Source organism: Corynebacterium sp. BD556 (assembly GCF_038452275.1).
GTDB lineage: Bacteria > Actinomycetota > Actinomycetes > Mycobacteriales > Mycobacteriaceae > Corynebacterium > Corynebacterium mayonis.
Window position 1 is genome coordinate 1,981,068 of the sequence record NZ_CP141643.1, and the last position, 20,189, is coordinate 2,001,256.

16 protein-coding genes are annotated in these 20,189 nt (G+C 59.7%); 11 read left to right on the forward strand and 5 right to left on the reverse strand.

Going from position 1 to position 20,189, the window contains the following annotated elements:
* Window positions 1-218 precede the first annotated feature (218 nt).
* The 5 genes from bioB (at window position 219) to VLL26_RS09270 (ending at window position 7,898) form a co-directional block, all read left to right on the forward strand.
* Entirely contained in the window at window positions 219-1,259 is a 1,041-nt protein-coding gene (gene bioB / locus VLL26_RS09250; protein WP_342318791.1) for a biotin synthase BioB, read from the forward strand.
* A gap of 2 nt (window positions 1,260-1,261) precedes the next feature.
* Window positions 1,262-1,465 carry a hypothetical protein gene (locus VLL26_RS09255; RefSeq protein ID WP_342320217.1) on the forward strand — a complete coding sequence of 68 codons (204 nt, stop codon included), beginning with the start codon at window positions 1,262-1,264 and terminating at the stop codon, window positions 1,463-1,465.
* Window positions 1,466-2,028: 563 nt separating this feature from the next.
* Window positions 2,029-3,534, forward strand: coding sequence for a SpaH/EbpB family LPXTG-anchored major pilin (locus VLL26_RS09260; protein ID WP_342318792.1), 1,506 nt, complete (start codon window positions 2,029-2,031; stop codon window positions 3,532-3,534).
* 104 nt (window positions 3,535-3,638) lie between these two features.
* The gene (locus tag VLL26_RS09265; protein ID WP_342318793.1) at window positions 3,639-4,580 is read left to right on the forward strand and encodes a class C sortase; all 942 of its coding nucleotides are present in this window, start codon (window positions 3,639-3,641) and stop codon (window positions 4,578-4,580) included.
* A gap of 297 nt (window positions 4,581-4,877) precedes the next feature.
* Entirely contained in the window at window positions 4,878-7,898 is a 3,021-nt protein-coding gene (locus VLL26_RS09270; RefSeq protein WP_342320195.1) for a SpaA isopeptide-forming pilin-related protein, read from the forward strand.
* Here VLL26_RS09270 and VLL26_RS09275 read toward each other — a convergent pair.
* The gene (locus VLL26_RS09275; protein ID WP_342318794.1) at window positions 7,830-8,879 is read right to left on the reverse strand and encodes an App1 family protein; all 1,050 of its coding nucleotides are present in this window, start codon (window positions 8,877-8,879) and stop codon (window positions 7,830-7,832) included. The genes VLL26_RS09270 and VLL26_RS09275 overlap by 69 nt on opposite strands.
* A gap of 32 nt (window positions 8,880-8,911) precedes the next feature.
* Here VLL26_RS09275 and amn point away from each other — a divergent pair, with 32 nt between their 5' ends.
* The 4 genes from amn (at window position 8,912) to sucD (ending at window position 13,500) form a co-directional block, all read left to right on the forward strand.
* A complete protein-coding gene (gene amn / locus VLL26_RS09280) occupies window positions 8,912-10,300 on the forward strand; it encodes an AMP nucleosidase (protein ID WP_342318795.1) in 1,389 nt (462 codons plus the stop codon).
* 73 nt (window positions 10,301-10,373) lie between these two features.
* A complete protein-coding gene (locus tag VLL26_RS09285; protein ID WP_342318796.1) occupies window positions 10,374-11,318 on the forward strand; it encodes a Sir2 family NAD-dependent protein deacetylase in 945 nt (314 codons plus the stop codon).
* 91 nt (window positions 11,319-11,409) lie between these two features.
* The gene (sucC, locus tag VLL26_RS09290) at window positions 11,410-12,606 is read left to right on the forward strand and encodes an ADP-forming succinate--CoA ligase subunit beta (protein ID WP_342318797.1); all 1,197 of its coding nucleotides are present in this window, start codon (window positions 11,410-11,412) and stop codon (window positions 12,604-12,606) included.
* A complete protein-coding gene (gene sucD / locus VLL26_RS09295) occupies window positions 12,607-13,500 on the forward strand; it encodes a succinate--CoA ligase subunit alpha (RefSeq protein ID WP_342318798.1) in 894 nt (297 codons plus the stop codon).
* 3 nt (window positions 13,501-13,503) lie between these two features.
* Here the strand turns inward: sucD and VLL26_RS09300 are convergent, their stop codons facing one another.
* On the reverse strand, window positions 13,504-14,817 hold the full coding sequence (locus tag VLL26_RS09300) for a dicarboxylate/amino acid:cation symporter (RefSeq protein ID WP_342318799.1): 1,314 nt from the start codon (window positions 14,815-14,817) through the stop codon (window positions 13,504-13,506).
* Between the two features lie 191 nt (window positions 14,818-15,008).
* On the opposite strand from VLL26_RS09300, the gene VLL26_RS09305 reads away from it, so the two are divergent.
* Complete coding sequence (locus VLL26_RS09305; protein WP_342318800.1) at window positions 15,009-15,533, forward strand: gamma carbonic anhydrase family protein; 525 nt, start codon at window positions 15,009-15,011, stop codon at window positions 15,531-15,533.
* Here the strand turns inward: VLL26_RS09305 and VLL26_RS09310 are convergent.
* Together VLL26_RS09310 and VLL26_RS09315 are read right to left on the reverse strand one after the other, a co-directional pair.
* Window positions 15,530-16,612, reverse strand: a complete 1,083-nt coding sequence (locus tag VLL26_RS09310) for an ROK family transcriptional regulator (RefSeq protein ID WP_342318801.1) — start codon at window positions 16,610-16,612, stop codon at window positions 15,530-15,532. The two genes, VLL26_RS09305 and VLL26_RS09310, sit on opposite strands and share 4 nt — an antisense overlap.
* A 43-nt stretch (window positions 16,613-16,655) precedes the next feature.
* Window positions 16,656-17,405: an NAD-dependent deacylase gene (locus VLL26_RS09315; RefSeq protein ID WP_342318802.1), complete on the reverse strand. Its 750-nt coding sequence runs from the start codon at window positions 17,403-17,405 to the stop codon at window positions 16,656-16,658.
* A gap of 58 nt (window positions 17,406-17,463) precedes the next feature.
* On the opposite strand from VLL26_RS09315, the gene VLL26_RS09320 reads away from it, so the two are divergent.
* Window positions 17,464-19,188 (forward strand): DUF885 domain-containing protein, encoded by a 1,725-nt coding sequence (locus VLL26_RS09320; RefSeq protein WP_342318803.1) that lies wholly within the window; start codon window positions 17,464-17,466, stop codon window positions 19,186-19,188.
* Here VLL26_RS09320 and VLL26_RS09325 read toward each other — a convergent pair.
* Entirely contained in the window at window positions 19,133-20,152 is a 1,020-nt protein-coding gene (locus tag VLL26_RS09325) for an AbrB family transcriptional regulator (RefSeq protein ID WP_342318804.1), read from the reverse strand. The genes VLL26_RS09320 and VLL26_RS09325 overlap by 56 nt on opposite strands.
* Window positions 20,153-20,189 lie beyond the last annotated feature (37 nt).

A 20,189-nucleotide genomic window follows, 5' to 3' on the forward strand; every position in this document is an offset into this window, starting at 1 on the left:
TCTTCGCCCCGCAAAGGTCCGCTGCGCTGCATTTTCGCAGGTGAATGTTGACGGGTTTGTGGTGCTGCGAAAGCGTCGGCCTGAGGTCTGTGTGTCGGCGTCGTTATGGAAAGGTTCGCGCCTTGCCTTCCCGTACACGGGCTGAGCACCGGTTGATCCTGAACACCGTTCAATGGTTGCGTTATAGTGATGCCACCACGATTGAACGGAGTTGACTTATGTCTGCACAGATCCTCGAGGTCGCCCGCGCGAAAGCCCTGGAAAGCGGCGAAGGCCTCAACCAAAACGAGCTACTGGACGTCCTCCAGCTTGGCGACGATCACCTCAACGACCTTCTCGCCCTCGCCCACCAAGTCCGCATCCGCCACTGCGGGGTAGAGATCAGCTTGGAAGGCATCATTTCGCTCAAGACCGGCGGCTGCCCCGAGGACTGTCACTTTTGTTCACAGTCTGGCCTTTTCGAATCCCCGGTCCGCGCAGTCACCCTCGACATTGCCGAGCTGGTGGAGGCCGCCAAGCAGTCAGAGAAGATGGGGGCCAGCGAGTTCTGCATCGTCGCCGCAGTTAAAGGCCCAACCCAAAGCCTGCTCGACCAGGTTGCTGAAGCGATTACCGCCATCCATGCGGAGGTCGACATCTCGATTTCCGCCTCCCTGGGCATTCTCACCCGCGAACAGGCCAAGCAACTACGCCAAATGGGCGTAAGCCGCTACAACCACAACCTTGAAACCTCGCGTTCCTTCTTTCCTAACGTCGTGACCACCCACACTTGGGAGGAGCGCAAGAACACCCTCGACTACGTGCGTGCCGAAGGCATGGAAACCTGCTGCGGCGGCATCATCGGCCTGGGTGAGACTTTTGAGCAACGCGCCGAGTTTGCTACCCAGCTCGCGGAGGTAGAGCCTCACGAGGTTCCGCTGAACTTCCTCGACCCTCGCCCGGGAACTCCCTTCGCTCACCGTTCATTGGTCCCTCAGGGCGAGGCGCTGCGTGCCGTCGCAGCTTTCCGTTTGGCTATGCCGAAAGCACAGTTGCGTTTCGCGGGAGGCACGGAACTTGCGCTTGGCGACGACGGCACCGAAGCCGGTCTCCTCGGCGGAGCCAACGCCATTATCGGGGGCAATTACCTCACTACCCTGGGGCGCCCAATCGAGCGCGACCGCGACCTTGTTGATAAGCTCACGCCGGGTCGCAACCTGGGTATTTCTCCGGTTTTGCCAGGTGGTACCGCCATCGAGCAGACCATCAAGGCAATGTAGGCGTGAAAGTTCCACACAGCACCGCGCTTGCCGACGCCATCCTCTCCGGCGCAGCCACCTTCGCCGTTTGTCAAGATCGCCCCAACGACGCTCCCCGAATCTGCCCTCTGTGTGGGCGACGCATGGTGGTCAAGATCAACCCTTTGGGGTGGGAAGCGGCATGCTCACGCCACGGCCTGTTTCGCTCGCAGTGGCTGGAGCGCTAGGGCGGCTAGTTTGGCGCGTTTTTCGAGTGTGTTCGCGTCGCCGCACTGCGCAACCCACACGCAGCGGCGACAAACTATCCTTGTGAAGAAAAGGAAAGCCGCGCGCAACAGGAGAGATCGCCGGTTGTGCGGCAAGGGTCGTGGGCAACTAGCTCAACGGGTCCAAGCCAGAGGCGCCAACTTCAATCTGCTGGATATGTTCAGGATTGTCTTTGCGTGCTCCAGTGTCCACCGCTGTCTCAGTGGCGGCGATAGTTTCGCTCAAGACCCCTGTCATGTGACTCCGGAAATACTCGAAAATGGCAGGTGGGATAACGTAAACTTGAAAAGCCCAGGGTTGCGTAAACATATTCGCAAATCAACATTTGCGTACTATAAAAGACCGATGTAAACTGCACTCAGCGTCACAGATAATCCCAAAAGAAGGCTCAGTCTAGGAGCTCACACGTGGGAGACCCTTGGCGAAACCACAACGCGGATCCATTCCGAACTACCCCCCGGAACCGCCGAGGCGAATCGGGAAATCCGGTAAGTATTTGAAAGGTGACCTTATGGTCAATTCCATGAAGAAAACAGCCGCCCTTGCGTTGGCGGCAGGTCTGTCGATCTCCGGAGCGTCGATGCTGGCCTTTGAACAGCCAGTTTTCGCGCAAACGGGCAACTCCACGATCGACATGAGTAAGCAAGGAAGCCTCACACTCCACAAACGTGCGAACCCCACCAGGTTGGACGATGCGGCAGGTGTTGAAAACACTGGCGTTACGGGACAAGCTCTTAACGGAGTCGAATTCACCCTCTCTAAGGTCAAAAGCGCGAATTTGTCCACGAACGCAGGTCTCCTCGCAGCAAGCAAGCTGACTCCCGCGGAAATCGAGGCAAGTAACTTGGAGGAAATCGGAGCACGTACTACTGCAGACCAAGGCACAGCGAAGTTCGAGAACCTTGCAGTGGGCGTCTACCTCGTTGAAGAAACGAAGACCCCCGAGGGCTACACCCCGGCTGCTCCTTTCTTAGTCTTCATCCCGATGACCGCGGGTAACGCCGGGGCCGGCGGGACCACCTGGCAGTACGACGTTGTCGCCTACCCGAAGAACTACAACAGCACCAAGCCCACGAAGAAGGTGGAGGACAGCGGGCAGAACGTCGGCCAGAGCGTGACCTACACCATTGATACGACCGCGCGTACTTTCGCCGCAAGCCAAAAACGCACGGTCTACCGAATTAAGGATACGCTTGATGCGAGCCTCGATGCCGAAAACGCTACAGTCGTGGTGGACGGTTACGCGGAGGGCACCGATTACACGGTTCACCGTGATGGGCAGACGATCCAGGTGATCTTCAACGAAACGGGTTTGGGGAAGATCCAAAACGGTACAAAGGTCTCTGTCAAGATCACTGCCAAAGTCGTGAAGATGCCCGCAGGAGGTAAGCTGCCGAACCAAGCGATCCACATTCAGAACGACCCGACCACTTCCCAGGGCGCTACGCCTGACCCGGGTGGCCCGACTCCGCCCACGGGTCCCGGTGGCCCCCCACCAGAGATTCCGACTGAGGAGGTAAACACTTACTTCTCGGGTATCCAATTCACTAAGGTAGGCGAGGATAGGAAAGGATTAGAGGGCGCTGAGTTCCAGGTGTACGGAACTAATGCGGACACCTGCTCGGCTAACATCCAGAACGAGACCGACGCTCTTCAAAGTGTCGGAGGCCAAAGAACCTTTATATCCGGCGACAATGGGCTGGTAACCATCTCTGGTCTGCACGTCAATGACTACACGGACTCGGCCGTTAAGGTTAACAAGTGGAAGAACTACTGCTTGGTGGAAACGAAATCCCCCACTGGGTTTGAGCTATTGTCCACCCCGATCCTGTTCAACCTCACAAAGGACAATGCGGGTAAGACGCTTCCGATCACCGTTGGCGATAACACAGGTGAGGTCGTGAACATTAAGGACACGACTCCCCGTCTGCCACAGACGGGTGGCGCTGGTGTCTTCCTGCTGATCGCGCTCGGTATCGTGATTGCCGGTGGCGGCATTTACGCCGCTCGTCGCAACTCCGCAGCATAAGATCTACCGATCCCGGCAAATGAGGGCGTCGCCAACCTGGTGACGCCCTCGTTCCCGTACCAACGGGCCCCATACAAATCTCCCAACGCGAGGAATTGACTCCAGTGAACGTAAACCCTCCCGCAGCCCCGAGCACCCTGGGCACTGAGCCGCACGGTGGTGGCGAAGGCGACCGGCCGCGTAACCTGAGGCGTGGTGTCTTTTTGCCAGCCCTTCTGGTACTTCTCGGTGTCGCGGTGATGCTTTACCCAGTCATTTCCACGCAATGGAACAATAGGTCTCAGGAGCGCGTGGCTGAGCGATACGAGTCGATGATTGTTGAGCAGCATGACGATCCGAGCTGGCTGCTCGACAAGGTAGCGGCCGCACGCAACTACAACGAGACAGCCAGCAAGGGTCCTATCCTAGATCCGTGGTTGATGCGTATCTCGGATGACAATGTTGATTACCAGGCTTACTTAGCTCAGTTGTCGGAGTTGCCGGCAATGTCGCAGGTGGTCATTCCGTCAGTTGATATACGCCTGCCTGTATACCACGGCACCTCCGACGAGGTGCTTAACAAAGGTCTCGGCCACCTGTATGGGTCTTCCCTGCCCGTAGGTGGATCAAGCACCCACTCAGTCATTACTGGTCACACAGGTCTGCCACATGCTTCGCTTTTTGACAATCTGATCGACGTCGGTGTTGGAGATTCCATCTATGTCTCCACATTCGGTGAAAAGATGAAGTATAGGGTTTATGACACCGAGGTTGTCCTTCCTGATCAGACAGATTCTTTGTCAAATAAACCTGGCGAAGACCTTTTGACGTTGATAACCTGTACGCCCTACGGGATTAATACTCACCGGCTGCTCATTCACGCCGAACGTGTCGCCCTAGATCCAGACGAGATTGATGTTTTCAACGAAAAAACCTCGTTCATGCAGTGGTGGATGTGGATCGTGATCATTCTGGCTATCGCCATGCTCGCAGGAATTGCGTGGTGGGCTCGTACTCAAATGCAGGGCACTACCCGCCGCGCGAGGCCAAAGCACTTGGCTGTGTGAATTTCTCTGAATCTCGGCTTCTCACACATTTTCCCCTTTTAACCATGCTCCGGGTGTTTGAAGCCGGGGAAGGGCAGCGCTGATACGCTGCTTGTTAAGACTTTGCTTTGCATCAAAGACTCCGGTACGCTCCGGTAAACAAATCACCATGTTCCGCTTCGGCGAATTGTGTTCGTCCACCAACACCGGGCTTGTTCGTGAGCGTGCGCTACGAGGCGGGCATGCACAACTGTTTCATCTATCCAGGAGGTCGATGTGTGGAGTCGCCCCGTTGCAGGAATAGTTTCTTTCTCGGTGATGCTTTTCGCCTTGACTCCGGTTCATGGCGACGCATCGGCCGTGGAGACAACTTCAGTCGCTGAATCAACAACGAGCGTGACTTCTTCGCCTCAAGCAGAATCAGAAGAGGCCTCATCGCCTGCCGCAGCAACGGCTCCTTCTGTAGCGGGTAGCATTAATGCACGCAACGAGGATGCCTTGATAGCGTCTCCTCGTCTCCAGGGAGACGTCAGGCTCACTCGCCTGGGAAGCAAAGACGGGATCGAGTCTTACAAGTTTCGCGCCACCGTGCTCTTTCCGTTCCAGGACGAGACTGGTTTGCCTTATTTCGCCGACGACATTTCTTTCGTGCGGAATCAAGCAGACGACTCTGTCATTCTCGGTCTAGAAAACGCTTCAATCAACGGAGTTGCAGTTCCTGACCATAAGGTCGCAACCTTTGCTCCGGGGCCATTGGCTGAGGTGAACCCCTCCATCAGGCTCCCAGATGATTTGACAGGTGATCTGCTGACTTTTGACACGAGAGGTGAGAGCTTTCTAGGCGCTGCCGAGTTTTCAGCAACTTTATTCTCGGATGGTCCTGTCAACTTGGCCTCTCAATGGAACTTGTACACGGGTAAAGAGACAGCGTTTTCCCTCAACGCCGATATGGGCGAAGCATTGCCTGCCACAGCACTAGCACGGGCAATGGATGACACTCCTCTTGAACGTCAGTTTTGGGTAAATACCGGTGAACGCAACCCGAAGATTTACAGGATTTCTATCGGTGACGACTTCCCTGGCCCAGGCACGACTTACCGCGTAGACAAAGAGTTTTCTACGGACGTAGCCTACGGAGATATTGCGTTGTCGCGTGATGGATCTACTGTTTACGGGATTCAGTTCAAGGCCGGAGTGTTTTCAAATGATTACTATTTAGACTCCTACGACACTGCAACAGGGAGAAGGATCCACAGAGGTGTCATCAGTCTGTCGGCAGGGGGACAGCTCAACTCATTGTCGGTTGATTTTGATGGCAACTTGCTCGTTGCGGGCCCAAAAACTAACGCGATCTGGAAAATTGATGCGTCGAAGTGCGTTCAGACGGACAGGAAATGTAAGTTGGGCGACGGGTTGGAAAAGCTCAACATGGTGTTTCCCCGGAACTTCACTGCGGCTGGTGATTTTGTGGTGGCGCCGGACGGCGGGCTTTACGGTTTTGGTACGTCAGATTCGTTACACGCCCTCGGTTCGGCGAATCTGCTCTACTGGGAACCGGTGGAACCAGGGGATCCGAGCAAGGGGAGGAAACAATCTGCCCGCAATTTGGGAGAAATGCGGGGTAGAACGTTTGGCGGGGGGCGCATTGAGAATATGATCGTTACGGTCGACGGGCAAAGCTACGGTGGAACCTTAGGTAATGGAATTTTTATCCAGGAGATCAGTACCGAGCCGAACCGAAGCGTTATGGGGCGCGACAGGGTAGATCGTCAGATCACTGCTGAACCGGGTATCAATTGGCCGCAACGTGGATTGTCAGCGGGAGCATTTTGGGGCGGAACTTCAGCAGGAGAATCGGGACCAACGACCGGGGAACGGATTATTCGGGTGGAAAAAGAGTTGCCCGACGGGCGGATCGATCCCGCCCACCAGTTCCGACTAGGAGGGCGAAAGGCAAGCTTTGCAAGCTCTCTAGGCGAACCTGTAGTAACTTCCGGTGCGAACAAAGGTTTGCAAGCCGAGGTTTTTCGTGATTTTGTCCGTGTGGGAGAAAGATACGAAATTTTCGAGGAGTTGGTCGATGGCAAGGGTGAGCGTTTACCCGGCCCAGTACTGAACAATTACGGCACCGACATCCGTTGCGTTGAGGGAAGGAATTACCGCCCTGACCTTCCGCCAGTGGTTAACCCTACGTTGCGCTACGACCCGAGCAAGAGCGCCAAAGTTGCAACTATTACCGTGCCTAACACTATCTCCGATACCATCACCTGTCGGTTTATAAATAAAAAGCCCGGTTTGAGTGTTCAAAAGTACCCTCGTGCGGACCGCGAACCAGCAGAGGCTATCCAGGTTGATAGGAACAACAGGGCTGTGTTGGATTACGTTGTCGAGGTCAGCAATTCGTCCAACACTGAGGTAGTCAGCGCAACAATCCGCGACACACTCCGACTACCTCAAGGTGTGTTTGCGGATGGAGATGCAACTGTAACTGCACGGCTTATCAACGGGCCCGAATACACGTCAGGAAATGGGGCCATCACTGGAGCGCGCGCTTCCTTAGCGGTCGGTGATCTGTCAGCAGGAAATGAGGTAGAACTTGCCGATTCCGTCACCCTTCAACATGGGCAAACCGCGCAATTTCGCGTATCCATACCAATTCGGGTGGAAGCGGGGCTGGATCAAGCACGCTGGGATGCGCTCGGGACCTGCAACTACGCTCAGGGCAGCACTTACCAATCGGGAGGTGTGCCCAATGAGGTGAAGATGGTAGACGATGTGGATGGTGAGGCCAATAACGTCGCATGTATCCCGCTGACAAGATCGAACAGTGTCGGCTTCCAACTTTTTAAGGTAGGCGTGGGAAACACAGGCAGCCCCGTTGCTTTGGGTGATGCCCGATTTGAGCTGTTCGCCCGCAGCGGTGATGGACTCGGAGCGCTAATTAGCGTGGTGGAGGCAAACCCTTCCCAAGGTGCCTCTTTGAGTGGTTTAGCACTGGATACCGATTATGTTCTCGTTGAAACGCAGGCGCCGAGTGGGTATTCCCTGTTGGCGCAACCCATTTGTTTCCGGCTTACCCGAAACGGCGAAGGGCAGGCAGTCGCTGCGTTGTGTGGGGAGTCCGCTATGGCTCAAGCCGGAGTGTTTTATCCCGAAAACCTGCTCCAGCCTCAAAACAACCAGGTATTTCTCGACGCAAACACGGCGTTGATTTCCGTGGTCGATCCTCGTGCTGGGCAACTGCCTAAGACGGGAGGAGGCGGCGTGTGGCTACCGCTTCTTATAGGGCTGTGTTTCGTGCTGTGTGGAGCTGCTTTCGCCTCTAGGCGAAGGACCTAGTTGCGCTAGAAGCTCGAACCCGTTGGCGCCGAAAATGGAAAGGACGCCGCGGTAGTCCCCGGGTTGCTCCAATATGCGGGCGGTGCCGTGAGCGAAGATGTGTTCCTGCGGAGTCAGCTCACGGACAGCTACCATTGTGACCCGGTTAGGGTGCTCAAAGACCAGGTCGGAGTAGATCATCGGGTCGTGTTGTCCGTTGTCGCCCACCAAAGTCCACGAGATGTGAGGAAAGTCGATCAGCAGGTTGCGAAGTTGCACCCTTTTGTGTTCGACGCCGCTGCGAAATAGAGCGGTCTGGGTCGGCCCCCAGTCCGTCAGAAGCATCGGCCCGCGTGGAAAATTGTTGCGTTCCATAAACTCACGCAAAGTTTCGTAGGTGTTCCAGGCACCGGTAGACAGGTAAAACACGGGTTCTTGTGGGGAGCGAATCGCGCCCAAAAATTCTGACATGCCTGCGACGGGGCGGCGGTTTTTGGCGCGGAGCACCCAGGAGTTCCAGGCGGCCAGCGCTGCGCGCGGCAGGTTGGTCACCATGATCGTGTCGTCGATATCGCAGATCACGCCGTGGGTGACGTCATCGGAAATGATCTGCACCGGTGCGCGGGCTGGGGCGGGGCCTAAGGGGACGTCGACAAGCGCCTCGTGCCAACCGGGTTCAAGCCCGTGATTTTCGATGAGAACTTCCACGTAGCCTTCTTCGTTCGCGCGGGTTTCCACAGTGCGGGCCCCAAGCGTCACGGTCACGGGCATTTCCGGGACAGGGGTCGTTAGGAATTGCCGGTAGCCGCGCTGCAAGCTGTTCGCGGGAGCCGACTCCGCCCGGTCTTCCAAAAGAACACGCCCAATGACACGTGCCTTCAAGGAGCTTCCGTAGCCCGTAAAACCAATCACTTTCGGCACCCAGTTGGCTTTCGCTTTACGACGCACCCCTGCTCGCCGCATTCTTCTTTCCACCCAACGGGCCGCATCTGAGATTCCCATGCCCACCCAGCTTAATCAGTAGGGTGGGCGCCATGGATCACGTGAAGGGACTGGACGTAGACGGTGCCGTCGACAAGCTAATGGAGCTCTACCGCACCTCCTGCCAACTCGCGCGCGACGTCGTCACCTCAGGCAATTTCGAGCGATACAAAGATGTGCGCTACCCCAAAATAAGCGTCACGGTAAAGACCTGGACCCCCATCGACCGCACCGCCCCTTTCGGCTACGTCGACGAAGCAGGCACCTACACCGCGGTGCTTTCCCGCCCCGACCTCATGGCGGACTACCTACGCGCACAACTCGATGCACTGTGCGCCAACTATGACACCGACATCACCGTCGGCTACTCCGAAGAACTCATCCCACCCCAATACATCCGCGGCATAGAAGGCGGCACCGACTATGGCCCCACCGTGCCACGCCCGACCCTCGACAGCGTCCACGACGCCATCGTCGACGGGCACTGGGAAGCCTTCCACGGCCCTGAAAAACCCCTGTTTCACTTTGGGCCGCAACGCTTCGACCTTGCCTGCGCCCGCCTCGAGCACTACACCGGCATCGAAGTCGACAGCCTGCAAAAATACATCCTGTTTACCAACTACGCCATGCACGTCACCGAATTTGTCCGCTTCGGCCTTCGCGAGCTGGCAAACCCCGACACCCGCTACACCGCCCTGCGCCTGCCCAACGGCGAAACCGTCTCCGACACCGTCGCTTTTGAAGACCTCGACCTCGCCTCCCGCTACCAAATGCCACGCTACGACCTCATCACTGCACGCGGTGACGGCATCACCATGATTAACATCGGCGTCGGGCCCTCCAACGCTAAAACCATCACCGACTCCCTCGCAGTGCTGCGCCCCGAAGCTTGGATTATGATCGGCCACTGCGCCGGCCTCGACGGCCGCATGCGCATCGGAGACCTCATCCTAGGCAACGCCTACGAACGCCACGACGGCGTCCTCGACGAACACATCCGCCCCGACTCGCCTATCCCCGCCGTCCCCGAAATCCAACGCACCCTCGAAAAAGCTGTCAACAAGGTCTACGGCAGCGAAACCTCACTCATGCGCACCGGCACCGTCTTGTCCACCGCCGACCGTAACTGGGAATGGAAAACACCCCGCGACCTATGGGAATGGCTCCGCGGTTCCACCGCCGCAGCCGTCGACATGGAGTCGTGCACTCTCGCCGCCAACGGCTACCGATACCGGGTTCCCTACGGCAGCCTCCTCGCCGTCTCCGACCTACCCCTTCATGCCGTGCCCAAACTGCCCGCCGGCGCTCAAGCTTTCTACTCCAACTCCAAAGAAGCCCACGTCATGTGCGCTGTGCGCGCCATGGAACAACTCGCCCAAAACCCATCCCGCCTGCGCACCCGGAAACTTCGGCGCACCATCGGGGAAGTGCCTTTCCGTTAAGGGTTGCCCCCCAGACCTGAGATTTAGCGCAAGCCGAACAACGATCCGACCAACCGGACTACTCTCGCCTTCGATGAAAGATCGAACTCATTTTGAGGACCCGGCAATTGCGATGGCGCATAGGAGTGCGGTGCGCTCTATTGAGCGTGTGGTGGTAGAAACTGCTGTGCCGACGGAGCCGGGTGCGGCTTTAAAGGCTGTCGCAGGTCAGCTCTCTAGTGGCAATGTTTTGGTGATTACGGGGGCGGGCATGTCTACGGAGTCGGGGATCCCGGATTATCGCTCGAAGGGTGGGCGTTTGACGAAGGGGCGGCCGATGACGTTTCAGGAGTTTGCGTATTCGCCGGAGCAGGTGCGCCGCTACTGGGCGCGGGCCTTTGTGGGGATGGCTTTGCTGCGGGCGGCTGCGCCGAACCGGGCTCATTTTGCGGTGACGGAGTTGGAGCGTGCGGGGATGCTCACGGGGGTGATCACTCAAAATGTTGATGGTTTGCACAGCGAGGCGGGCACGGAGAATGTTTTGGCTCTGCATGGCGATATGGGCCATGTGGTGTGTTTGGATTGTGGGTTTGTGGAGCCGCGGGAAGCATTTGATGGGCGGCTGGCCGAAGCGAACCCTGGTTTCAGGGAGTCGGTGTTGGTCACGGGGTCGATGATTAATCCGGATGGTGATGTGGACTTGCGCTTAAGTGACGTAGAGCGTTTCCGCATGATTCGGTGCGTGCGGTGTGGGCGGCAGCGGTTAAAGCCGGATGTGGTGTATTTCGGGGAGTCGGTGCCGAAGCGACGCAGGGCGCGGGCTGCGGGGTGGTTGGAGGCGTCGTCAAGCGTGCTTGCTTTGGGTACTTCTTTGGCGGTGATGAGTGGCTACAAGTTTGTGTTGGATGCGCTGAAGCAGAATAAGCCGGTTGCTGTGATTAATGGTGGGCCGGGGCGGGCAGATGACAAGGTCACGACGTTGTGGCGTTCGAACGTGGGTGATGCGTTGGACGCGCTTCTCGACGCCCTGGAGCTCTAAGGACCCCATTTGCTCGTTCAGCCTGCAACGCGAATCGTCGCTAAAGTGGTCTAGGTTACATATTTCGGCTTGGAAAGGATGCCGCCACACAATGGATTTGTACGAGTACCAAGGTCGAGCGCTGCTCGCCAACCACAAGGTGCCTGTGTTGCAGGCACGAGTGGCAACCACCGCCGAGCAGGCGCGCGCGGCGTGGGATGAACTGGACGCCGACCTAGTGGTAATCAAAGCGCAGGTGAAAACCGGCGGCCGCGGCAAGGCCGGAGGCGTGAAGCTGGCGCGCTCAGAGCAGGAAACTGTGGAGGCCGCCGAAGCAATTCTCGGCATGGACATCAAGGGCCACACGGTCCACCGCGTCATGATTGCCCAAGGCGCCGACATTGCCGAGGAATACTACTTCTCCATTCTTCTTGACCGCCCGAAGCGCAAGTATTTAGCCATGCTGTCGCGTGAAGGAGGAATGGACATCGAAACTTTAGCCAAGGAGCGCCCCGAGGCGCTGGTGCGCAAGAACTTCTCCCCTCTCGACGGCTTCACTGATGATTTTGGCCGTGAAATAGCCCGCGAGGCCGGCTTTAGCGAAGACGAAGCCGACAAGTTGGTGCCGGTGATGCAGCAGCTCTACACCGTCTACGATTCCGAGGACGCGCTGCTGGTGGAGATCAACCCGTTGGTTAAAACCGTTGCGGGTGAGATCATTGCCTTGGATGCGAAGGTTTCCCTTGACGCGAACGCGGCGTTTCGCCACCCTGAGCACGCTAAGTTCGCGGACAACTCCGCGACGGACCCGCTGGAGGTGCGTGCTCAGGCGCTGGACCTGAACTACGTCAAGTTGGACGGCAACGTCGGCATTATCGGCAATGGCGCTGGACTGGTCATGTCCACTGTGGATGTGGTCGGCTACGTCGGCGAGGCCCTGCCCACTGCCCCAGCACCGGCGAACTTTTTGGACATTGGCGGCGGCGCGGACGCGACCGTCATGGCTAACGGCCTTGGCCTTATCCTGAGCGATCAGCAGGTTGACGCTATTTTCGTCAACGTCTTTGGCGGGATCACCGCCTGCGATGAGGTGGCGCACGGCATTGTGCGCGCCATGGATATTTTGCGCGGGGAAGGCAAGGAACCGAAGCCGATCGTTGTGCGCCTCGATGGCAACAACGCGGATGAGGGCCGCCGCATCCTCGACGAGGCCGGGCTCGACTTTGTTGAGCGCGTTGACACCATGGACGGGGCGGCGAAGCGCGTCGCCGAGCTGGCCGATCAAGCTGCGGCTGAAAGGAACAAGTAAATGTCGATTTTTCTAAACTCTGATTCCAAAGTCATCGTCCAGGGAATGACCGGCTCCGAAGGGCAAAAACATACCCAGCGCATGCTAGATTCCGGCACTGCTGTTGTTGGCGGCGTCAACCCGCGCAAGGCAGGGGAGACGGTATCTTTCAAAGGCGGCAAAGAAGTGCCGGTTTTCGGTTCAGTGGCGCAAGCTATGAAGGAAACCGGCGCGAATGTTTCGGTCGTGTTCGTCCCGGCGCGTTTCACCCGCGACGCAGTGGTGGAAGCTATCGAGGCGGAAATGCCCCTGGTTGTGGTGATTACGGAAGGTGTTCCGGTGAAGGACACCGCCGAGTTTCACGCGTTGGCACGCCAGTCCGGCACGACTCGCCTGATCGGGCCGAACTGCCCTGGAATCATCAGCCAGGAGCAGTCGAACGCTGGCATCATTCCGGTGGAAAGTGCTCCGAAGAAGGGCCCGATCGGGTTGGTGTCCAAGTCGGGCACCTTGACGTACCAGATGATGTTCGAGTTGCGCGACATCGGTTTTTCCTCCGGTGTGGGAATCGGCGGCGATCCGATCATCGGCACGACCCACATTGATGCCATCCGGGCATTCGAGGAGGACCCGGACACTGAGTTCATCATCATGATCGGTGAGATCGGTGGCGATGCGGAGGAGCATGCCGCGCAGTACATCAAAGAGCACGTGACTAAGCCGGTCGTCGCCTACATTGCGGGCTTCCGCGCCCCGGAAGGCAAAACCATGGGGCACGCTGGTGCGATCGTTTCCGGCGGCACGGGCACGGCGGTTGGCAAGCAGAAAGCGCTGGAGGCTGCGGGTGTGAAAGTGGGCCACACTCCGTCGGAGGCGGCCCGCTTGATGCGAGAGATCGTTGAATCTCGCGGCTAGCTGTTAGCTTGACGGGGCCACCGGGTGCGGCTTGTCAAGGGTGGCTGCGTCCGGGGTGTCATCCCACGCGCTTTCGTCGATGATGCCTTCGCGCTTGGCTACCACCGCTGCGACAAGTGCCTGTCCGGTGACGTTGACGGCGGTGCGGCCCATGTCCACGATAGGTTCGACTGCGAGCAGCAGGCCGACTCCGGCTAAGGGCAGGCCGAGGGTGGATAGGGTTAAAGTGAGCATGACCGTGGCGCCGGTGGTTCCGGCGGTGGCGGCGGAGCCCAGCACGGAAACAATCACGATCAAGAGGTAGTCGGTGGGGTTGAGCGCAACCCCGTAGAACTGCGCGACGAAGATCGCGGCGATCGCCGGGTAGATGGAGGCGCAGCCGTCCATTTTGGTGGTCGCGCCCAGCGGCATGGCGAAGGATGCGTACTCACGGGGCACGCCCATGGATTCTTCGACTGTGCGCTGGTTGACCGGCAAGACACCCAGGGAGGAACGGGTGACAAAACCCAAGGTGGTGACCGGCCACACGCGGCGGAAAAAGCCCGCCACCGAAATTCGGTTGATGCTCAGGATCAGCGGGTAGAGAGCGAAGATGACCAGGGCCAGTCCGATGTAGATCGCGGCGACGAAGGTGCCCAGGGAGCCGAGAGCCTCCCAGCCGTAGGCGACGACAGCGTTGCCGATCAGTGCGGCGGTGCCGATGGGGGCGAGGCGGATGACCCACCACAAAACGACCTGGATTACGGATAGCAAAGAGCCGGCGAAGTCAATGAAGGGCTCGGCCTTGCGGCCCGCCTTTATGGCAGCGATGCCAAACAGGAGGGAGAGTACGAGGATCTGCAAGACATTGAAAGATACCGAGATGGATCCTTCTGAGGTGGCCTTGGCGCCAAGGCCGAGGAAGTTCGCCGGCACGACCGACTGGATGAAGGCGAACCAGGAGCCCGTGGAGTTGGGTTCGGCGGCTGCGGATTGGTCGACGCCCGAGTTCGCGCCGGGCTGCATGACTACGCCAACTAGGATGCCGATGATGACGGAGAAGAATGCGGTGATGGCAAACCACACGAGCGTTTGTCCGGCGAGGCGTGCCGCGTTTGTTACCTGGCGCAGGTTGGCTATCGAGGTCACTACGGCTGTGAATACCAGCGGGGGGATGAGTAGCTTGAGCAGTTGGACGTAGGTTTGGCCGACCCATGTGAGGATGCCGCTGAGCCAAGCGATGTCGCCGCCGCGGGCGATGAGGCCGAGGATGAGGCCGATGATTAAACCGGCGATGACTTGGGCTCCGAATCCGGTGGCCCACTTAGGTAGGTGCATGGTGGCGTCTCCTGCGTGTAGGTGTTGTGGCCCGAGAGATAGACTGAGGTGTCTATAAGTACTCGCGTTATCTCCCCTTATTACAGCGGACATGGCGCGGTTATTCCAATCCACGCCCCATAGACTAAGCGGTCTAGGATGCGGCGGGTGGATACCCTATGTTTACAAACCCGATTGCAAAGGAGCAACCCGTGATCTACGCCTTCGAGGGCACCGCGCCCCGCATCCACCCGAGCGCCTATATCGCCCCGGAAGCAACAATCATCGGCGATGTCGAGATCGGGCCCGAGGCAAACATTTGGCCCGGCGCGGTGCTGCGCGGCGACGTCGGCGCTATCCGCATCGGGGCGCGCTGCAACATCCAAGACGGATGCGTGGTTCACGTCGATACCGGGGAGGCAACCGTGCTGGAAGAAGACGTCACGGTAGGCCACATGGCCATGGTTCACAGTTGCTACATCGAAAAGGCGTGCCTGATCGGGATGAGTGCCACCGTACTTTCGCGCTCGCGGGTGGGCGAGGCGACGATCATCGGCGGCGGCGCGGTTGTTTTGGAGGGGCAGTCCATCCCCGCGTTTTGCATAGCCGCGGGTGTGCCGGCGAAGGTGCGCCGCGAACTCGACCCCGCGACACGCAAGGACCGTATCGCCCATGCCGCAACCTACGTCGACCTGGGGCGTCGCCACCGGGAGGGGTTGCGGCGAATCGATAGCTAAGTCCTCGCCACCGCGAGAGGTTCCCGAAGTACCAGGTCGAGGGCTACGGCGCGGGCGATGTCGCGCACCATCTCGGCGTGCGTGGGGATCATGCGCAGGTTGATTTTGTTGCTGGCGGGCAGGTCGGAGCGTACCGCGCGGGCGAAGATGCTGGGGGCGGCTGGGTCGTCGAGGAAGGCGGAGCCCGCCACGACCACGGTGTCGGGGCAGTGGGCAGAAATTAGCTTTCCAGCCAGGGCGCCGAGGTGGCGGGCGCGTTCGTCGAGGGCGGCGCGAACGGAGGGGTGGGTTTGGGCGGTAGCGATGGCGTCGTCAAGCGTGCGCACCGCAGCCAAGTCAATGGCGTGGATGAGCCCCTGTGTGGTTAGGTCCTCGCGCTCGACGGTGATGGGGTCGACGGCGGCGTCGCGTGCGATGGCGCAGCCGATGGAATCGTCGACGAACAGCGCCATCACGCGGCGCGTGTCCAGGTCGTCGCGCGATTGGACCTCGCTGCCCACGATGGCGTCGGCGGCGGAGGTCACCACGACCGGCACCTCGAATTGTTCGCGCATTTGCTCACCGATGTCCACGCCCCGCCACCCCAGGTTCGGGGCGAGGACGAGGCCATTGGCGGTAATGGTGCCGGAGGTGGTCACGCCGATGGTGGCCAGCGGGCGGTTCACTGCCGCTGCCAGGCGGTTAACGCCGGCCATGATGTGCTGGATGAAGTCGTCCTGGCTGAGTTCGGCAACCGGGATGTCGATGTCGGTGGCGGTCAGTGAGCGGCCTTTGAGGTCGAAAAGGGCGACGTAAGTTGCCTGGGTTCCCACGGAGACTCCGGCGTGGATAGTGTCGGGTTCGCCCAGTTCCAGCGGGACGGTGGGGCGTCCGCGCCCCCGCGCTTGGGCGAGGTCGTTGCGCTCGGTGACTAAACCGGCGGCGGTCAGGGCCGCGATCGCGCGGGTGATCGTGGGTTGCGACAGGCCGGTGGCCTCCATGAGCTCGCTTCTCGACGTCAACTCGCGCAGCCTGATCACATGCAGGCACTTGGCGGTCGGGGTTGTCGGCCGGGAGAACGCAGCGTGGGAGGCGATCATGCCTTAATGATAGACCGCTTCTAGACCGATCAGTACATGGGTTCTATCGCAGCAGTTCAGGCAGGGCATTTGCGGCGGTATCTTCAATCACCACCGTCGCAATGGAAGACAGCTCAGTACGCATTGGCGTCACTTCGATGATCGGCACACCCCGCGCATGCGCAGCCAACGGCAACCCCGCCGCCGGGTAGACCACCCCGGAGGTTCCCACCACCAGCACCGCATCAGCCTGAGCCATCCGCGCTTCCGCCTCCTGCCACTGCCGGTGGGGCAGCGCCTCACCGAACCACACCACACCCGGGCGGATGAGGTTGCCGCACACAGGGCACTCCGGCGGGGCAATCTCCTCTACCGGATCTGCCGGAAACTCGACCTGCCCACGCCAGGGCCGCTGGCAAATACTGCAGTGGAAGTCGAACAGTGAGCCGTGCAAATGCACCACATCTGCGCTCCCAGCACGCTCGTGCAAGTTATCAATGTTTTGCGTGGTAACCGTCACCTTCGTCGCGCTGGTTCGCGCCCACTGGGCAATCGCCTCGTGCCCCGCGTTCGGCGCCGCGCGGTTGACTAAGGTGGCGCGCCACAAGTACCAGGCGAACATCTCCGCAGGGCGTATCGCCCAAGCATCAATGGAGGCCATGGCCGTCGGGTCGACGTTTTCCCACACCCCGGTCACAGCGTCCCGATAGGTGGCGATACCACTGTCTGCCGACATGCCAGCACCAGTGAACACCTCAACGTGGCGCGCGTTGCGCAGAAGCTCACGGGCCGTGTGAACTGGGTTTTCACTCATACCTTCTACTTTAGGCACCAAGTGGGAAATTGCTGCGGTTTTCACTACACTTTCGCGCATGACCAGCGATGCCTACGGGGTAAACATGACAGAGCGCAAGCCCTCGCTTCTCGACGCTACCTGCGAAAACTTCGTCTACGACCTTGCCTCCTTGTCGCCGACGCTGGCCACCCGCATCGGCGTGGAAGGCCACGACCACGAACTGCAAGACTTCGGCCCGGAATACTGGGACGCTGTGGCGGACCGAGTGCGCGAAATGGTCGCCGACATCGACGCCCTCAATGACTGCACTGACGACTCGGATGACGAGGACGACTTCGACAACGTCGACCACCTCACCGTCGCCATCTTGCGCGAACGCCTCATCTTGGAGTTGGACCTGCACCACCAAGGCGAGTTCATGCGCATGCTCAACAACATCGATTCGCCCGTGCAGCACATCCGGGACAGCTTCGCGCTGATGCCGCGCGTTAGCGCCGAGGACATTGAAAACGTTGCGGCCCGCCTGGCTCGCGTGCCTGCCGCACTGCACGGCTACCGCGAATCGCTTGCCGAGGCCGCCGCACAGGGCAACGTCGCCACCCACCGCCAGATCAACGCCGTGATCGACCAGTGCGAAGCGCTCGCGGAGGACGATTCTTTCCTTGAACACCTCGGCGTGCCCGCCGACAACACCGTGGTGGAAGACGCCAAGAACGCCTTCGCAGAAATGGCCGATTGGCTCTCCACCGAACTTTCCGCCCAGGCCGCCTACGAGGACGGGGTCGGCCGGGAACGCTACCAGTTGTTTTCCCAGTACTTCCTCGGGTCGCAAATCGACCTCGACGAGGCGTATGAGTCGGCCTTGGAGGACCTGCGGGAGATCGTCGATAAGCAGCGTGCCATTGCGCGAAACATGTTCGGTTCCGACTGTTCCGTGCACGCCGCTTTCAGGCGCCTCAACGAGGACGAGCGCTACATCCTGCGTGGCGCCGACGAACTGCACGAGTGGATGGCAAAGACCACCGACGAGGCGATGGCCATCCTTGAGCGCGACCTGCTCACCCTGCCCGAAGGCGCCGACACCCTCGCCTTCGCCGTCGACTCCGGCGGCACTGGTGGCGTCTACTACACCGCACCCAGCGACGACTTTTTGCGCCCCGGCACCATGTGGTGGTCCATCCCGGAGGGCCGCGAAATTTTCCACACTTGGCAAGACAAATCGCACGTCTTCCACGAGGGCGCGCCGGGCCACCACATCCAACATGTCACCGCACTGACCCAACGCCACGAACTGAACCTGTGGCGCCGAGCCGTGAACTGGAACGCCGCCCACAGTGAAGGCTGGGCCCTCTACGCCGAGCACATCATGGACGAAGCGGGCGCCTTCGAAGACCCCGCCATGCGCCTCGGGCTGCTAGCTTCACGGCGCCTCCGCCTCGCCCGCGTCGCCGTCGACCTCGGCGTCCACCTGCGCAAGAAAACCCCCGACAAAACCGGCACCTGGGACGCCCAATACGCCAAGGCCTTTCTGCGCGACAACGCCGCCATGCACGAGACTGGCATCGCCTTCGAATTGGACCGCTACATGGGCTGGCCCGGCCAAGCCCCCTCCTACACCGTGGGCTACCGCGCCTGGATGCAGTTGCGCTACGACGCGCTGGCCAAAGGAATGAGCCTGCGCGAGTTCCACGACCGGGCGCTGCGCCTCGGTTCCATGCCCATGGGCCTGTTGTCGCGCGAGTTGCTTAGCGACGGCGCCGCAACATCACCGGCAGATATCCTGCGACCAGAAGCACACTAACCAGTCGAATTAGCTGCAAGGCGATCACCGCCGGGCCAGCCCCACCCTCCGCAGACAGCGCTAGCACCGTCTCTAGCGCGCCCGGACTGGTGGCTAGATAACCTTCGAAAAAGGAAATCCCCAGCCACCTCGCCACCACCCAACCCATCCCCGCACACGCCGCCATGACGACCGCAATGTAGGCGATGGTCAGCGGGAGCTGACGCGCGAACACCCGCAGCGAAGGCACCGACAGCCCGCCACCGCACACCCAGCCGATAGCCAAAAAAGCCAGCACTGCCAAAGCCTCCGGGGTAGCCAGCGCCACAGGAGAAAAGGTGCCGAGCACCACCGTGACCAACAGCGGCCCAAACACGCTCGGCACCGGGATACGCAACTTCTTAGCCACCGGCCCGCCGCCGAGGGCGATCAGCAACACCAGCGGCCACATCCACCACTGGGTGAACTGTTCTGGGGCCTGCTGCTGAATCTGCTGCGGCGTGACCAGAAACGACGCGGCTACCGGCAGTGTCATCGACACCACCAATAGACGCAAATACTGGGTGAGAGCTACGTATTTCATGTCTGCCCCCAAATCTTGCGCGATTGCCGGAATGACCGACGCCCCACCGGCCAGCATCGCCAACACACCCGTCTCCCGGCTGAGATCACTGTGGCGCGACAAAACCCACCCGCCACCAACAGCCACCGCGTTTGTAACCGCAGCCACAACCAACCCCGGCACCACATAGCGGACAAGGTCACCCAACGGCACACCCACCAGCGGCATCGCCGCCAGAACACCAATGATGCCGCGGCAAGCGGAGTAGAAAGTATCGTTCACCTTCAGGTCGCGGCCGCTGAGCAGCGCCGCCGCAGAAGAGCAGATGATCGCAGCCAAAATCCACGCCGCGGGCACATGGGCGCGATTGAAAATCCAGCCGAGCGCCACGGATGAAGGAGCGACGATCAGCCAACGATTCATGGAATATCATCCTAACTGCCCTTGCTTTACCCCCTCG

What these genes read in the sequence shown, in the direction of transcription:
- VLL26_RS09260 (WP_342318792.1), top strand. Translation starts at nt 2,029, where the DNA reads ATGAAGAAAACAGCCGCCCTTGCGTTGGCGGCAGGTCTGTCGATCTCC.
- VLL26_RS09275 (WP_342318794.1), bottom strand. Translation starts at nt 8,879, where the DNA reads ATGGGAATCTCAGATGCGGCCCGTTGGGTGGAAAGAAGAATGCGGCGA.
- sucC (WP_342318797.1), top strand. Translation starts at nt 11,410, where the DNA reads ATGGATTTGTACGAGTACCAAGGTCGAGCGCTGCTCGCCAACCACAAG.
- VLL26_RS09300 (WP_342318799.1), bottom strand. Translation starts at nt 14,817, where the DNA reads ATGCACCTACCTAAGTGGGCCACCGGATTCGGAGCCCAAGTCATCGCC.
- VLL26_RS09320 (WP_342318803.1), top strand. Translation starts at nt 17,464, where the DNA reads ATGACCAGCGATGCCTACGGGGTAAACATGACAGAGCGCAAGCCCTCG.
- bioB (WP_342318791.1), top strand. Translation starts at nt 219, where the DNA reads ATGTCTGCACAGATCCTCGAGGTCGCCCGCGCGAAAGCCCTGGAAAGC.
- sucD (WP_342318798.1), top strand. Translation starts at nt 12,607, where the DNA reads ATGTCGATTTTTCTAAACTCTGATTCCAAAGTCATCGTCCAGGGAATG.
- VLL26_RS09270 (WP_342320195.1), top strand. Translation starts at nt 4,878, where the DNA reads ATGCTTTTCGCCTTGACTCCGGTTCATGGCGACGCATCGGCCGTGGAG.
- VLL26_RS09325 (WP_342318804.1), bottom strand. Translation starts at nt 20,152, where the DNA reads ATGAATCGTTGGCTGATCGTCGCTCCTTCATCCGTGGCGCTCGGCTGG.
- VLL26_RS09315 (WP_342318802.1), bottom strand. Translation starts at nt 17,405, where the DNA reads ATGAGTGAAAACCCAGTTCACACGGCCCGTGAGCTTCTGCGCAACGCG.
- VLL26_RS09310 (WP_342318801.1), bottom strand. Translation starts at nt 16,612, where the DNA reads ATGATCGCCTCCCACGCTGCGTTCTCCCGGCCGACAACCCCGACCGCC.
- amn (WP_342318795.1), top strand. Translation starts at nt 8,912, where the DNA reads ATGGATCACGTGAAGGGACTGGACGTAGACGGTGCCGTCGACAAGCTA.
- VLL26_RS09285 (WP_342318796.1), top strand. Translation starts at nt 10,374, where the DNA reads ATGAAAGATCGAACTCATTTTGAGGACCCGGCAATTGCGATGGCGCAT.